This window comes from uncultured Acinetobacter sp., assembly GCF_947624825.1.
In the GTDB taxonomy this organism is placed as follows: Bacteria; Pseudomonadota; Gammaproteobacteria; order Pseudomonadales; family Moraxellaceae; genus Acinetobacter.
In genome coordinates, this window is record NZ_CANQLZ010000036.1 from 16,620 (window position 1) to 31,925 (window position 15,306).

Annotated in this window: 14 protein-coding genes and 1 pseudogene; 10 read left to right on the forward strand and 5 right to left on the reverse strand. The window is 34.6% G+C overall.

The window, feature by feature from the left end; all coding sequences use genetic code 11:
- Positions 1 to 94: 94 nt before the first annotated feature.
- Positions 95 to 592 (reverse strand): hypothetical protein, encoded by a 498-nt coding sequence (locus tag Q0017_RS09340; protein ID WP_298145816.1) that lies wholly within the window; start codon positions 590 to 592, stop codon positions 95 to 97.
- Between the two features lie 62 nt (positions 593 to 654).
- Here Q0017_RS09340 and Q0017_RS09345 point away from each other — a divergent pair.
- From Q0017_RS09345 to Q0017_RS09360, 4 genes are all read left to right on the forward strand, one after another.
- Positions 655 to 1,477 (forward strand): IS5 family transposase gene (locus Q0017_RS09345; RefSeq protein ID WP_298145820.1). Its coding sequence is split into 2 segments (ribosomal slippage): positions 655 to 1,035 and positions 1,037 to 1,477, totalling 822 coding nucleotides; the frame shifts between segments, so codons are not numbered across the junction.
- 299 nt (positions 1,478 to 1,776) lie between these two features.
- Positions 1,777 to 2,082 carry a hypothetical protein gene (locus tag Q0017_RS09350; protein WP_298145823.1) on the forward strand — a complete coding sequence of 102 codons (306 nt, stop codon included), beginning with the start codon at positions 1,777 to 1,779 and terminating at the stop codon, positions 2,080 to 2,082.
- Between the two features lie 813 nt (positions 2,083 to 2,895).
- Positions 2,896 to 3,240 (forward strand): hypothetical protein, encoded by a 345-nt coding sequence (locus tag Q0017_RS09355; protein ID WP_298145826.1) that lies wholly within the window; start codon positions 2,896 to 2,898, stop codon positions 3,238 to 3,240.
- Positions 3,241 to 3,247: 7 nt separating this feature from the next.
- On the forward strand, positions 3,248 to 3,985 hold the full coding sequence (locus tag Q0017_RS09360; protein ID WP_298145829.1) for a hypothetical protein: 738 nt from the start codon (positions 3,248 to 3,250) through the stop codon (positions 3,983 to 3,985).
- Positions 3,986 to 4,097: 112 nt separating this feature from the next.
- Here the strand turns inward: Q0017_RS09360 and Q0017_RS09365 are convergent, their stop codons facing one another.
- Complete coding sequence (locus Q0017_RS09365) at positions 4,098 to 5,267, reverse strand: replication initiation protein (RefSeq protein WP_298145833.1); 1,170 nt, start codon at positions 5,265 to 5,267, stop codon at positions 4,098 to 4,100.
- A gap of 805 nt (positions 5,268 to 6,072) precedes the next feature.
- On the opposite strand from Q0017_RS09365, the gene Q0017_RS09370 reads away from it, so the two are divergent.
- The 3 genes from Q0017_RS09370 (at position 6,073) to Q0017_RS09380 (ending at position 8,145) form a co-directional block, all read left to right on the forward strand.
- On the forward strand, positions 6,073 to 6,846 hold the full coding sequence (locus Q0017_RS09370; RefSeq protein ID WP_298145836.1) for a ParA family protein: 774 nt from the start codon (positions 6,073 to 6,075) through the stop codon (positions 6,844 to 6,846).
- 14 nt (positions 6,847 to 6,860) lie between these two features.
- On the forward strand, positions 6,861 to 7,766 hold the full coding sequence (locus tag Q0017_RS09375; protein ID WP_298145840.1) for a ParB/RepB/Spo0J family partition protein: 906 nt from the start codon (positions 6,861 to 6,863) through the stop codon (positions 7,764 to 7,766).
- A gap of 112 nt (positions 7,767 to 7,878) precedes the next feature.
- Positions 7,879 to 8,145 (forward strand): hypothetical protein, encoded by a 267-nt coding sequence (locus tag Q0017_RS09380; protein WP_298145843.1) that lies wholly within the window; start codon positions 7,879 to 7,881, stop codon positions 8,143 to 8,145.
- Between the two features lie 96 nt (positions 8,146 to 8,241).
- On the opposite strand, the gene Q0017_RS09385 is transcribed toward Q0017_RS09380, so the two are convergent.
- From Q0017_RS09385 to Q0017_RS09395, 3 genes and pseudogenes are all read right to left on the reverse strand, one after another.
- On the reverse strand, positions 8,242 to 9,513 hold the full coding sequence (locus Q0017_RS09385) for a type II toxin-antitoxin system HipA family toxin (protein ID WP_298145845.1): 1,272 nt from the start codon (positions 9,511 to 9,513) through the stop codon (positions 8,242 to 8,244).
- Positions 9,500 to 9,838, reverse strand: coding sequence for a helix-turn-helix transcriptional regulator (locus Q0017_RS09390; protein ID WP_298145848.1), 339 nt, complete (start codon positions 9,836 to 9,838; stop codon positions 9,500 to 9,502). The genes Q0017_RS09385 and Q0017_RS09390 overlap by 14 nt, the downstream gene beginning before the upstream one ends.
- Positions 9,839 to 10,026: 188 nt before the next feature.
- Positions 10,027 to 10,290: pseudogene (locus Q0017_RS09395) on the reverse strand (IS5/IS1182 family transposase); the annotation flags it as partial.
- Between the two features lie 187 nt (positions 10,291 to 10,477).
- On the opposite strand from Q0017_RS09395, the gene Q0017_RS09400 reads away from it, so the two are divergent.
- From Q0017_RS09400 to Q0017_RS09410, 3 genes are read left to right on the forward strand one after another with little or no spacing between them, the layout of a single operon-like run.
- Positions 10,478 to 10,948: a hypothetical protein gene (locus tag Q0017_RS09400; RefSeq protein ID WP_298145851.1), complete on the forward strand. Its 471-nt coding sequence runs from the start codon at positions 10,478 to 10,480 to the stop codon at positions 10,946 to 10,948.
- Complete coding sequence (locus tag Q0017_RS09405) at positions 10,945 to 13,221, forward strand: hypothetical protein (protein WP_298145854.1); 2,277 nt, start codon at positions 10,945 to 10,947, stop codon at positions 13,219 to 13,221. The genes Q0017_RS09400 and Q0017_RS09405 overlap by 4 nt, the downstream gene beginning before the upstream one ends.
- A 14-nt stretch (positions 13,222 to 13,235) precedes the next feature.
- Positions 13,236 to 15,269, forward strand: a complete 2,034-nt coding sequence (locus Q0017_RS09410) for a hypothetical protein (RefSeq protein ID WP_298145857.1) — start codon at positions 13,236 to 13,238, stop codon at positions 15,267 to 15,269.
- Positions 15,270 to 15,306 lie beyond the last annotated feature (37 nt).

A 15,306-nucleotide genomic window follows, 5' to 3' on the forward strand; every position in this document is an offset into this window, starting at 1 on the left:
GTAGCAAACAAAAAGTGTAGCAAGTTGCTACACTTTTCAATTCAGGTCATTCAGTTATTTTAACGCGACATGTAAGACTGAATATTTTATAAATTTAATTTACTTTTCTAGACATCAGCTTTCCATCTTTAATATGAAGATTAAACTTAGTAAGACGGCTAGGACAACAGTGTCCATCATTATCAAAATAATCATATTGATGAACATAAATCCCGCCATTTTTATCTTTTTTTACACTAGCTACCACACTATAAAAATATGAGCCTAAGAGGCTAAACGTTTGATCTTTCTTACCAATGAAAACGACAACTTCTGTACTCATGGTGGTGGGATGGCAAGTTGTTTCTTCACAAAAATCCAGAACTGCTATTCTATCTTTGACCCCATCACGATTAATATCAGCAGTAATGACTTCTTTAGCTTTTAGAGCATACTTAAAATAATCCGAATCCACAGCATTTTTCTTACTCTCCAAATTAAGTTTTTTTATAGATTTACTTACATGGTTATTTATTTGTTGCTGGAGCGTCATCGCTTCTGCTCGGCTTATAAAAAGCAGTAAAAATATAGTAAATAATATTAATTTTTTCATTAAGTTAACCCTTAAAATATTAGACCTCTTGCGAAAGTAAAAATCACCTCCATATAAATTTCATGAGATATCAGAAATTAAACCGTTTTTCAGATTCTGAATTCAAACGCTTGGTTGGCGTACCTCGACAAGTTTTTACTGAAATGGTAGAGGTTCTAGAAAAAGCAGAATCACTCAAAAAGAAATCAGGTCGACCTCATACTTTAGATATAGAGGATCAATTGTTATTAACTCTCAATTACTTACGCAACTATAGTACTCAACTGGAATTAGCGGCAAATTACCATATCGCTGAAAGTAATGTGAATCGAACCATTAAAAAGGTTGAAGATGCATTGATGAAATCAAGACGTTTTACCCTGCCAAAACGAAGCATAACCACAGCAGAAGAACACTTTAACTGGGTCATTATTGATGCGATAGAATGTTCAATCGAACGCCCGAAAAAAAAATCAGAGTAAGTTCTACAGTGGTAAAAAGAAAAAACATACGCTAAAGGCCCAAGTGATCTATCATCCGAAGAGTAAACAAATCATAGGGCTAGATATATCGAATGGCGGTCAGCATGACATTAAACTGGCAAGAGAAACGGTTAAGAAATTTAAGCATTGTAAATATGTTGTGACCGATTTAGGGTACTACGGATTAGAGCAACATGGCTTTAAATTATTGATGCCCATAAAGAAAAAGAAGAATTTCCCGTTATTTAGTGTTGAGAAAAAGTACAATAAACTGATTGGAAAAATACGAGTTTTGATTGAACACATCAATAGTCAATTGAAAACATTTAGAATATTAAGTGAACGCTATCGAAATAGACGGAAAAGATTCGGTTTACGCATTAACTTAATTGCTGCACTGGTAAACCGAATAAACTTGCAATAACCACTTTCGCAAGAGGTCTATTAGAAATTTAAAATAATTTTTATGAGATTTTAGGTGTTTTTTTAAATAACTTTGGAGATTGGATATCTTGTATCTATGGATTAAGCTAAAGTTTGTCATAACTTCTCACTATGTCTAATATTTGCTTTCAAAGTCATAGGATGAGAGTAATGCTTTGCAAAGCAGGGGTTCAAACATCCCAAAAGGATTTGGATGGGCATCTAGGATTACACACGCATACTTGTGAATATCAAAAATCTATTACTTAATGATCTTAAAATAGTTATTGGATGAAATATATGAAAAAAATCTTACTTCCATTGTTGTGTTTAGTATCGACAACCGCTTTTTCAGCTACGACAACCTTTAAAGTAACCCAAAACAATCCGAACCATTATGGCGAGGAATCTATCCAAATTAAAACAACTAAAGGTACGTTATCCATATATAGTATAAATTTGAATGAATCAAAACAGAAGACTTTGATGGATCTCAGAAAAGGGGACTGCGTCGCAATTTCAACACCTTATAAGCTTGAAAAAGCTGACAGTTATTATGCCATTGATGAAGTTAACTCCGTTAAAAAGGTGATTTGTCCTAAATAGTCCAATATATGGATAAGGAATTGTATTTTAAATAATAAAGTTATCACTGCCCATAATGGTAATTATGGGCAGTGATCCAAACTCTTATAAAAAATTGTCGTAGATCCTCTCTTTATTAATTGGCTAATTATTACTGCACATAATAAGGGTTATGTGCAGTGATAATTTCTTTTATTTTTCAAACTACAATATGACATCTTTTTTCCTCAATCGACTCTAAGATCACCTATATTTTCATAAGCTTCTAAATTACTAGAAAGGTAAATTTACGTATTAGTTTTTTACCTTTCACTGAATTTCAGCATGTCAATTACCAAAAAACTGTAGCAAGTTGCTACAGTCTGAAATCTATATTTCTACGTTTCTACTAGTCAAACAGCAGCGTTCTATTCTGAGCTACTCCATCGGTTCAGAATAAGCTAATGGAATAGCTCATTCTGAACTATTCATCTTTATAAATAAAATAAGCATAAAATAATTTAATAAATTAAGCTCAAGTTCAAACTTCAACTTAAGCTGCACAATTTTTAATTGAATAAAAAATCAAATGCTTGACGCTTATGTCTTTAAACGATACGCTTAACACAGCACAGCAAAATCTGTGTTCAGGCGTGAGAACCTGTAAAATCTAGGTGCAATCAAATGTCGCACCTGCGACTATTTTTTTGCCTACTGTTAAGCAGTCCTATGGTGACTTAGCAGGGCAGCTTTGTGCTGGCTGATCCTAGATTCAGTATTCTCACCCCTGTTAAGTTGCCTCCATTACCGTGAGAAGTGATGGAGATAATTAAAATACTTATCTAGGAAAATGCTATGAATAATAAATTCAATAGTGCAAATTCTTGCACGCCTAAATACCTCGCTAAACAACTTTTAATTGCTAGTGCTAAGTTACTTAGTCAGCAACAACGTCAAGCTTTACTCGATATTTATAAAACTTTAGATGTCTCTGAAGAAAAAAATCACACTACTCAAAATTTACCTAATTTAATTCTAAACGAACCCCAGAGATCTACATATCAGGACGAATTCAATCAAGAATATTGGTCAGGTGAACATTGTGATGGTCATGATCAAACATATCCTTCGGATTGGGTAAAACGCACGCAACAGCGCCCACAGCTTAAGTTTTTCAAAAAAACCAATTCATCATTGTAAGGTTAAAATGATGAAAAATAACAAGTTACTAATACAAGGGGATTACCCACTTATTGCTTCGCCTACGCTTGCCCAAGCGTATGGCGTAGCCTCAGCGATTTTTTTGCAAAAGCTACACTATTGTTTACAACACCATGCAGACCAAAAAAAATATTTCTACCATAGCTATGAGCAATGGGTAGAAACTTTGGGTATGTATAGCGTCTCTACCATTAAACGTGTGGTCAGTAAACTTAAAAAATTAGGCATCTTAGTCGTTAAAAAACTTGCCCAAAATAAATGGCTACAAACCAATTTTTACAGTATTAATTACCGTAAATTGCGGACTTTATTAAAAGAACAAACACAACTAGATACGATTAATATTGAATCAACAAGATTAAAGAAACAGGAAGCAAGACAGACAGTTCAAAACAAACCAACTGCTCAGCTTATCACTGTGGCTAAAACCACTATATCAGCATCCTGTACTCAACCAACAATCACTCTACAACAAGGTTTGGTACAGCCAATACATCCTCTGCCAAGTGCAGCTTACTTGGCCAATATGCCAGCACCTAAACGCCAACTTTATCAGCAACTGCGTAAGCTTAGAATCGACATTGATTATATGGACGTAAGACTAGAACAGTGGCTCAAGCACCAGCAATTTATCATTCAGAAAGCAGCTTATTTGAAGGATCAGTTAGGCCATTTAAAAGCGCTTTGGTATCGCCCAGAACAGCTTGGCTTAACAGTTCCTTAGAATGCTCATATATCTGATTGAAAATTCTATACACTGACGAGATTTTAGACATCAGTACTGTCTGTCTAACTCTACATCTTTAAAAATGTAGCAAGTTGCTACACTTTTACGCTTAGATAATATTGGCATTAAAAATACCATTTAAGCGATCACGAATGCTTTGCACAAAAGCAGCATCATTTTTTAGTTTGTGTTTCATACTGCGCTTGAAGTTATCTAGACTCATACCGACCTCAGCAAAATCCATTTGAAAGAGCGAATCATTCACAACCATATTTGCTTGCGATTCAGTTAAACATCCTTCTTTTTTAAACCACCTAGAGAATTCTTTATAATTGCTGTCGGTGTTATAGATATACCAGGCGCGGACAGCAGTATCAAATTTTGCCCCTAAACTCTTGACTACTCCATTATCTTCAAAAGGCACATCTAAATAGACTTTTTCAGCAAACTTTAAAGCCACTTTTTGATGATTCGAATGCCGATCTTTTAGTTTAAAGCGTATACCAACGACTGGACGCCCTTTTTTAATCACTTCATAAGCTAAATCTAAATCTGTATATTGATTAATTTCTTTAATGATTTTATCGAGTACATAGCGCTTAAAATCCACCCAACGATCGTACTTCTTTTTGTTATCAATTAAGTCTTTCAATTCATCTAAGCTTAAATCAATAGTATAACTTTCATGACTTTGATACTTATATTCATTTTTAATAAAAAAAGTATACAGGCTCATACTCGCCACAGAATCTAAAGCAAATAAATGTTTTAGCTGATAAGTCGTGAAGTTTCCTCCAGCAAGTTGCGTAAAATAGGGCAAAACTTCACTTGTAAAACGCAATTGGATCGCATTCTTCAAGTCATCTTCCCATCGCAATTCACGAATAATAGGCACAACAGAATGCACTTTTTTGGTCTTTTTCTTAGGTGCATCACTAGGTTCTTCAATAATAAAATGAGCAACTCTAGAAGACAGCTCTTTATAAATACGATCAATCGCTACGTTCACAGAATTGCGCTTTTCTAAACCGAGCAGTTCACCTAAATTGTCCTTATATAAATAGATATAGGTTTGCTCAGTAATTTCACCAGAGCCATTATTTTTTTCAGTCTGATTAGCTACTGCCATGGCATATAAGAGTGCCTTATATTCATTGGCAGAAAGTTCAATAGGACGAATTAAACGGTTACTTGTGCTTACGACACCATCATGACGAATACTGCCGATACAGTAGGGAATGTATTCACCCTCTTCTTCTAGTTTATAGGTTTCAGTCATAGATAAAGTACATTTAATCGAGCTATAAGCATTATATTAAAAGTGGAAAATAAATCAATTTTTACACTTTTAATATCGTAAAGGTGGAAAGATTGTCACGGTATAGATGAAAACATGACCGATATTATTGAAATGATTAATTTTTTTTATATTTAAATAGAATAGTTATAACAATATACCGCACAAAAACATAATTTTGAGCTATAAGGAACTTGAGTTCACTCAAATTTATAAAAATTTTGGCAATAGCGTGACAAACCTTCCACCTTTAAATCAAAAGTAGATAGTTTTTAGGTTAATTTATATGCAAAAGAATCATTACGAAAACTTATCCACAGCTCAATTTTCACGGTGACAAACCTTCCACCTTTAAAGCATAGTAAATCAAGATATCCACAACCTAATACATTAATTATATTAAAATTTTTATTATTTTTAAATCACATAGTGACAAACCTTCCACCATAGTGACAAACCTTCCACTTTTCGGTGACAAACCTTCCACTTTTCGGTGACAAACCTTCCACTTTTCGGTGACAAACCTTCCACTTTTCGGTGACAAACCTTCCACTTTTAAATCGATAAATTATTGTTTTTAAAAAATAAAAAAATCTCTAATTATTAATTAGCTAAATAACTAATTAATATAATTATTAATTAAGCTAGCTAAGGTAAAAAATATTTTTTAAATTTTTCTATTCGAAGAAAATTTGAAGTTTTTAACTTTAAAAGCTCTAGTAAGTCTTTCCAAAGTTCTTTATATTAACCAATACTTAGAAACCCAATATGGAAATATTTGACACATATGTCTGCAAAAATTATCGCTGTTGCAAATCACAAAGGTGGCTGTGGTAAAACAACAACTGTTGTACATTTAGCATCAGAATTAGCAGCAATGAGTCATCGAGTTTTAGTGATCGATTTAGATCCACAAGCGAATGCTAGTCTACATATTGGTATTCAACATCCAAGTGAAGTTTCCGTGACTACAGCAGAGCTATTGCTTGGTGATATCACCTTACTTACCGAAGCTTTACAAGAAGAAACTCAAATTGAGAACGTTTCTTTAATATATGGTTCTCTTAGTTTAGGTAAAGCAGAGGATCAGTTAAAAGAAGAGGCACCACGTCCTTCTGAAGAACTCACAATTAAACTACAGTTACTTAAAGATCTTTACGATTTTATTCTTATAGATTGCCCACCAAGCCTTAAGCTATTAACGAGTAATGCACTTGCTTCTGCAACACATGTGATTATACCAATTGAATCTGGCTCTCAATATGGATTATATGGAGTCACTGATTTACTGAATCATCTTGAAAAAATAAAGCGGATCAACCCACATCTCAAACTTTTAGGTGCTCTATTACTTAGACATGACGAACGTCAGAATGTATGTAAATTGATTCGCGACGAAGCAATTCAACAAGTCGGTCAAATACTTGACACTACGATTCCTCAAAGTACCAAGGTAAACCAAGCCGCTATTTTACAACAGTCACTTTATAAGTTAGATAAGAACTGCAAAGTCCGTAAAGCGTTTGAAAATTTAGCCCTAGAAATCATTGCTAAGGCTTAAACACTGAGAATACTATGGTAAGTACAAAAGCCTTGTTAGCTGAAAAGTTAAAACAAAATACTCAGAAGCATCAGCAGGCTCAAACAGATCATACACGTGATGCAAAAGAATTTCGTCGTAATGTTTCAATTGCAGATATTGAGCGTAGTCCCTATCAACCACGTCAATTATTCAATGAATCTGATTTAAAGGAACTTGCAAACTCCATTGAGGAGGTTGGGTTATTACAACCTATTACATTACGCAAACTCGATAATTTGAAGTATCAGCTTATTGCAGGTGAGCGTAGACTGCGTGCGCATCAGTTACTAGGTAAAAATACAATTGAGGCAATCATTATTGATGTAAGTGATAATGAAGCATCTTTACTTACATTAGCCGAAAATTTAAAACGCCAGGATTTAACAGATTATGAAATTTTCCTCGGTCTAAACTCATTAGATGAAAATTTAAAAAAAAATAAACAGCAGCTGGCAAAATCGTTAGGTTTGAACCGTGAAGATATGTATAAGTATTTAGCATATGCCAAGCTCCCAAAAGAGATTCTAAACGATCTGAATGCTGATCCAAGCCTGCTTGGACGTACCGCTGCTACAGCATTTAAAAAGTTTCTTGCAGATCATAGCGATGAATTAAACAAGGCTCACGATGCGCTCTTGTCTGCATGGGGAAAAGTGAAGCTAGGTACTTTAGAGCAGACTAAAGCTGTAAAGTATGCTGTAAAATTAATGAGCAATATTAAAGATCAAGCTTCATGTTCAGTGGTGAAAAAAATCACTTATCAGGGTAGAGTTGCTGGAAACATTAAGCTTAATAATGATCAATTAAAAGTGTCATTAAATATTGCTAACCTGAATGAGCACGATTTAATAGAGCTTGAAGATTTTTTGATTCATTTAATTGACAAAGGTCAAGTGTAGCAACTTGCTACACTTATAAATGATGTTTGGTTTTTTCAAAAAGCTGGCTAACTCTCTATAGTCTGTAGATATTGCTAAACAGCAATTCAATTCAAACTATTTTAAAAATTAGATGGAAATGATGAAAAGAGACAAATTCCTAGGACAAGATCCTACTGAAAAAATTGTTTTTGTATTTTTTTTTGAAAGAAATAGAAAGAAGATCTCTCTATTTGTTCAATATGAAAATGACACAGATTTAGAATATGCTCAGCAACTTATCATGATTTATACCATCTTCTGGGAAAATGGTTCACCATTAAAAGATATCATTGAAAATTTTGAAAATGATCCTAATCGACAAAATTCAGTCCTTAAGCTCTGGCATACTATGCCTTGAACATGAGAAGGTCACATATTGCTTATGACTTGATGTCATACATACTGATGTTGTGAAATGGCTAACATTAAACCGTTAGCCATGATTAATTGCTGTTTAAATCCTGATCTCTAAATGATAATAGTGATCAAGCTGTGTAATTTGATAATCAGTTAACTCAGCCTCTTTGAGAAACACCCTTCTGCATTCAAGTACATCCCGTACATCTTTAATGATGTTTAAAGCTTCATTATGATTAAGGCCAAACGCATTGCATCGACTTAAAGCATTACGAAGCGTACCAACTCGGCCTTCTTCACCTATAGCGAGTGCATGCTCCTTGGGATAGGAAGCGCGAGCGCCATGCGGTAAAACGTCAAAAAGAGGACTTAATGCATAGCGATGGTTTTTCATATCGTACATGAGAAAGCCATGGTTTTTGAGATGATCATCTGTATTGCTAATCATAATATTCAAAATCATGCGCTTGAATAATTCTTTCTGATTACTAATAGCGTCATAACAAATTTGGCTGCAGATTTTAGATAAATTCATGTAGGACATTTTTAAGTCACCTACACGAATTTTACGGATGTTCATAAGGCTATTCGCACTGATATAGTGTTTTTTTCTTTCGATACAATTTCGATCAAAACGTTCTACCAATAAAATTGGACTGCCTGCAACTTCTTCTAGCATTACATTACTGACATTAAGCCCCATCGCTCTGGCCATCTTCATCGAAGCATACTCAACCTTAGCATTGTCGAATAGATCATCATCTTTATTAAATTTAGCAATCCACTCAATATTGTTATGGTGTACGATGACCTTAGGTCTAGCACCACCCATAGATGAGCCATGATGAATTAATTTCTCCAAATAGTTATCGCTCATAAAGCTAATCGTCCTGGGATCTTCTTGTTGATCAATCGCCTTTGATAATTTGAGATACGATTTCAAGTCATCGAAGTGAACATATGAGCTTTGATTGGAGCCCTTAATGGCTTTAGACGACAAACTAGCGACCAGACAACCTACAGCATTACCTCGTGCAGAAATAAGCCATTCAATCTGATTTAAAGGAACGCGTGTATGCTGCGACAGTGTAAGCTTGCGTCCCCAGTTATCAGGCGTGGCATCGGCAAGGACACCAAAACCATCTTTATGAGTTGTAACATAGGGCGCATTAGGTTGTATAAATGGGAGGTTAATAGGGTCGAGCTCAAATGAATCATTTAATTCTAGATAGCTTTTACCATAAATAAAAGTATAAGTAGATTGATCAAGAACGTACTTGGCCACGACCTGAGGGGTATCTCCGGTATCTAGAAAGATATAGCAGCTCTTCAGCTCATCTTGCATGGAGAAGCTTTTAGAAGTCATCATCAATCCTCATATTGATATTTCTAACCCGTACTCTCTGTCTTTTAGATGCCAAGGCTTTACCGACCTCATCTTCTTGAGGATTGGCAATCGTATACAAACCATCTTCTAAGCCAAATACTACAAGAATAGATATCAGATTTTTTAAATTGGTACTTGGTTGACCACTCTCCAATCTTGAAATGGTTTTCTCATCGACATGTACACGGTTAGCTAATTCTTTGATTGTCATATTACGATTGATGCGAGCCGTTCTGATATTACTACCAATCATCTTAAGTAGGTCGGGAACCCCCTCTAATATGAAATCACTCGACGATTTTTTCATAACAATTTTACCTCTAAAAGTCATTATATACTTCTTATATTATTTAATAAGTATTTTATGACCTTTTATATTGTTATTTGTTAAAAGTGATAATTAGTAATTTTTATGAATGTGGTGCTATTTAATAGTTTAAATTGGCTTTGTTGGATAAAAATTTAAAAGCTGAATTTCCTTTAAGCCATTCAGATTTAAGTGATAACTTGAGTGTAAGGCCGGCCTAATTCAGTGAACCGATTAAGCACTGCCACATGTGCATGAATTTCATTTACCTGGCTTTGAAAGTTCTTTGCACTTAGTTTCTCTCCCCATAGTTTGATGCAATGCATCTTGGTTTCAACCAAACTTCGACGATGATAACCCAACCATTTTTTACCTATGCGCCTGCCTAAACTTTTAACCGTCTGAAGTAACTCTTTGCGTTGTAATGAGCGAGGCTTTTTATCTTTCTATGGGGTAGGATTTTATGGGTGGATAACACAATAATAAGAAAAATTGGAAGAATTTTTGAGTTAATATTTATTAATATTTAAATTAAATCAAATATTTATTTTAATTTAACAACACTGATACATATAAGGTTTAAAAGTAAATAAAAAAGATGATATAAAAAAATGTATAAGTTTATTTGCCTGGAATTTCATGAATTTTGATCAAATTGTCAAAGAGTTGATGATATTTTTTTATCAGTTTATCGAGCCTTTCTTAAGTGCTGAAAAAGAGGTGGTTTCAATACATGCGGCTCTTGTGAAACTGCGTCAAATTCGCCCAGGCAAAGCGAAAGCGAAACAAGCTACTTTTAAAAAAAAGTACATTAAGGTGTGGCAACGTATTCTGAGTATGTTGCGGAAGGCTAGATGCCTGCGTGGACATGTGGACTACGTACCGCATATTCAGCTACTGAAGAATATCAACTGTTATATTGATCCCAACTTTCATCAAGATATCTTTGAGATATCTACTCAATTAAGCGCAGCATTTTACATTCAGTATTTTCAATTGCGTAATAGAGCTGCGAAAGAGCAGGTCATTGCACTTTTTCAAGCTCAGACAAATGGTGCTGTCGAAAACACTCATGTAAATCGAGCCCAAACTGAGGATGATTTCACATGAGTAAAGAGCAATTCTTAGATGTATATCTTTCGCTTAAATTACCAGTGATATTTCACTCTTACGCACAATTAAATGAAGCAGAGCGTATTCAATTTGGAGTACTGCTAAATCAAGCACACGAGGTTTATCAAGATATTGCTAAAAAAAGGGTGATTGGTACTGATTATCTCAGAGCTGCTCTTAGTTATTTTGCTTATGGTGATACATCAAAGTTGATTGAGGAGAGATATTTACTACTGCGTGTAAGTTATTTCTTTTACAAACAGTACAGAGAAATTTCTAAGTTACCAAATTCAAAAAATAAGCAAAAAGAAAGCCTTGATTTATTACGTTATATTGCGAAACCATTGTTTGAAGAGCCTCAGCAAGCAACTTTTAATGAATCTAAAGCTCTACTGGAATTTTATTTAGATTTTATGCTGAAGCATGATACTCATGAAGCCAAGTCAAAATATGAAAAATGGGAAGAATCGATTCATAAACTGAAATTAAGTAATGAAAAAATCTTATCTTATATAGGCACATTGACTATTTTACTAAAACGTCTTGCACAAGGGAAAATTGTACGTCGTAGACGTCGAAAAAATAAAAAAATTGTTAAAGATTGGCCAATTGAATCACAATTAAAACAATATAGAGAAAGAAAATGTAACCGACGTGTGTATTTAGATGAAGCCACTGAAATAGCCTTAACATATGATATTAGGGAAGATGACTGTGGTGAAGTAGAGGTCGAAGAAGCTGGATTAAGTATTCATAGTACTGATCCACGCACCACACGATTTACTAAGGTATTCAATGAACATACAGCTCATTTACATCGCCATCGACAAAGAAGACTACAGCCTTTCGTGACCAATCCACATTACATGAACCAACAGGTAATTCGCCAACTCGTTTATCTATTAAACTTAGAACTCGATTCCAATCGTGCTATGGAATCAGCGATTGCCGCTGCATGTCTGTTGAGCCTAACGAGTGGTCTTTCCCCCATCGCATTGCTGCAATATCCACAACTGATTAAAGATGGGATCTTGATCGTTAATGATGATACTAAACATCCAGAATATCGCATATGTTTAAAACTTGAGATTAGTGAGCAAAAAATTGAGTATCTTAAAGCACACCGGCTGAACCACACACGAACACATGAACTTTATCTATCAAGTAGCTGGTTTGATTATATCCATCACTATGATCACAAAGTGAGTATTACGGCTGCAGATGTTAATCGCTATTTAAAAAAATGGACAGCGACAGCCTACCTGGGTTCAATTACGGTTGAAAAACTACAAGCACAACTATATTTCCATGTTTTTCATGACACCTTTAATGAATATATTGCACACGTTTTATCTGGAAAAGATAGCTATCACGATTTACCTGGTAGTTTTTATAATGGTATTCATCAACAAAAACTCGATGACAAGTATTTCATTTATCTAGAGACCATAGCTGATCCGGAAACAGATCAAACGATTTCTCATCTTCAACGACAATTTGAAGGAGTATCATCAGAAAATTCTCCACGTTTGGGGAGTCAGCTTGCTCTAAAACCAGAATTTGTTAGTGATTTTTTTAAGAAATTAAATCGTCTTTGTTCTGAGCAAATCGCGATTCATCAGCACGTGATTCAGCAAATTAATTCATATGCAATTTGGATGTGGCATATGAGCTTATTGTGTTTGGGTGGACGTCCGAAAGAAAATTTACTCGGACAATTAGATGATTATGATTTGAAACTAAAAGTAGTGTATGTGAATGACAAAAAGAATAGTACATCACGTAAAGATGGGCGTTATATTCCGCTGTCAAAATTTTTTATAGATGCATTTCAGAAATATGTGGCTTTTTTAAAGCAGATTACTCAGTGTTATCAAAGCTTATTCAGATGGGTGTTTAAGAGGACTATTACTGTAAATGATTTGTTTGGTCAGACGATTACTTGTCCCAAGGAATTGCCGACTACAGAAAAACAATGGGGCAGTAAAAAAATCAAAATTGCACCACTAAATCGAAGTGACGTGAATGACTACCTGAGTCAATATTTTGATTTAGAAATTTACAATAATTGGCTACGTCATTTCGATATGAATATGTTGATGGACCAAGAGATACCGTTTAATGCTATTCAAGCGTTGTATGGTCATGACCAGCGTGATCAAGAGCTATTTTATCGTTATTCATCGGCAACAATGAGTAAGTATTGCGAAAGCATCACGTCAAGCATAGATCAAATGATTAAAGACTTACAGATAGAACATATTTCTTAGAGAGGATCACTTACGTGGCTAAAGAGGATGTAATTAAAGCTGAAATTGGTTCCCAAATTGATCTTCTATTTAAACAGATTCATCAACTATTAAAAGAAAGTGATAAACGAGAGACGAAAGATATTGATAATGAAATCAGAATACTTTGGGGGGATTTTCGAGATGGTTTAGCTTTTTTCTTGCAAAAAAAGAAGCTTAAGAGTCAGTCTGCTCAAAAGCCTTACATTATTTATAGTGAGTCTTATTTTTCAGAGCGCCGTGTGGAATATGAACAGAAACATCCACAGGGGTATCGTATTAGCTTGCGTCCTAAAACACACTTTTCTGAACCACCGCCACGTGACATTTTAAGTACAGAGATACGTCTACAACATGGGCGAAAACATGTACATATTGCTGATATTCTAAAGGAATACTGGCAAAGTCCAAGTTTAGATCTAAGTTCAGTTGATTTAATTTGGGGGAATTTGTATCTGAGTCTTATCTATTATTCAGGCTGTTATGATTTACAAAACTTGGTCGCTATTGGTCAGAGTTTATTAAGTGAATTAAAAAATAATGACTCAAATTTATACTGTAAACTGTATCATTCAGATTATAAAACGATCATTAATCCATTGGTGTTGACCTATAAATTACAACATCCATATTATGGTAATGAGATTAATCATAAAATTATTTATCAATGGCGTCAGGTTTGGATTAATCCATATGCCATTTTTCTATATCAGGCCATACTATCAGCTGAATTCATTTATACAGAGCAAAAACCACGTTATGTACTTGATGCGATTACGGTTGTATTGCATCAGATAAAAAAAGAGAACCATGATTCTGAGGCATTCGTCAAGGAAGTACTTCAAGATCTGCATAAGCTCACTCGAGCTACTGATGAAAAGTTGTTAGATGTAGGTCCAATTTCTGCATTTAAGCATATGCATTTAGGACTAGAATATGATTCAAATCTCAATCTTGATATGGCACTTAGCCAAGTTTTACAACAGAATTTAAAAACTGTCGCTTTATCATCTGCGGATCAGAAATATAGTTGGTTAGAGCAAGACTTAATACATCCTCCGAGTGATCATAATGGTGCAAACTTAGAGCTTCCTATTCAGGTTGAAAAACTGACTGAATTTAAAACTGCTGCCGAAAATCTAAAATCAATTCCTTTTGAATTGGTGTTGTTTGAGAAATCTCAAACATTGTCCCAACACAAACGTCAAAAGAAGCAAGAAAAAATAAAATGGTTACGTTGGTCGAACATTCAAAAAAGTTTGCAGCAACAGAAAGATCAAGCCACTGGTAAAGAGAAAAATATCATTGAAGCACAGCTGCGCTTATTGGATTGGATTTTTGAGCTTAAAGAACAAAAAATTAAACTGAGCTCCGTTGAACGCTATTTAAGTAGTATAGCAAAAGATTATATATTTCATATTTATCTGTATGAAGATGATATTGAAAGCATGACAGAAGATGACTACGAGTTTTTGTATCAGGATATCTTAAGTGATATTGATCAGCGTGACCAAGCCAAAGCTGTGAAAAATCCTCTGAAGAATCAAAATCGTGCGCAGTATGCTTTTGGGCGTCTTAAAGCCTTTCACCAGTTCTGTGTGCAGCACTTTAACGTACCAAAGGTTGTGAGCTTTAAAAGTAGTCAATTTCAACGTGTGCAAATATGTGATGCAAAGTTAGTGAGTCCACGCCAGTGGCATGAATTAAAAAAACAGCTGATGTTTAAAATACAGGATGTCACAACCTTACAAGAGAAAAGATACTTACAGCAGTTGATGGTCATGTATATCTTGGCTTATCGATTGGGGTTGCGCCTGAATGAAGTCCGAGGCTTAAGCCTAGCAGAAATAATAGCCCCAGAGCTTTTATGGAAAGATATCAATCAGAATATAGAGATTAGTCTGATATTAAAACACAATCCTTATAGAAGACTCAAAAGTGAAAATGCTAAACGTCAACTTCATCTCAACTTAGTGTTACTCAAAGATGAAATGAACCGTACCGGGTTTGTCGGAGACCAAACTTTCTGAGAGAATGTCCCGATGAAAAAAGTAAAATATACCCCTG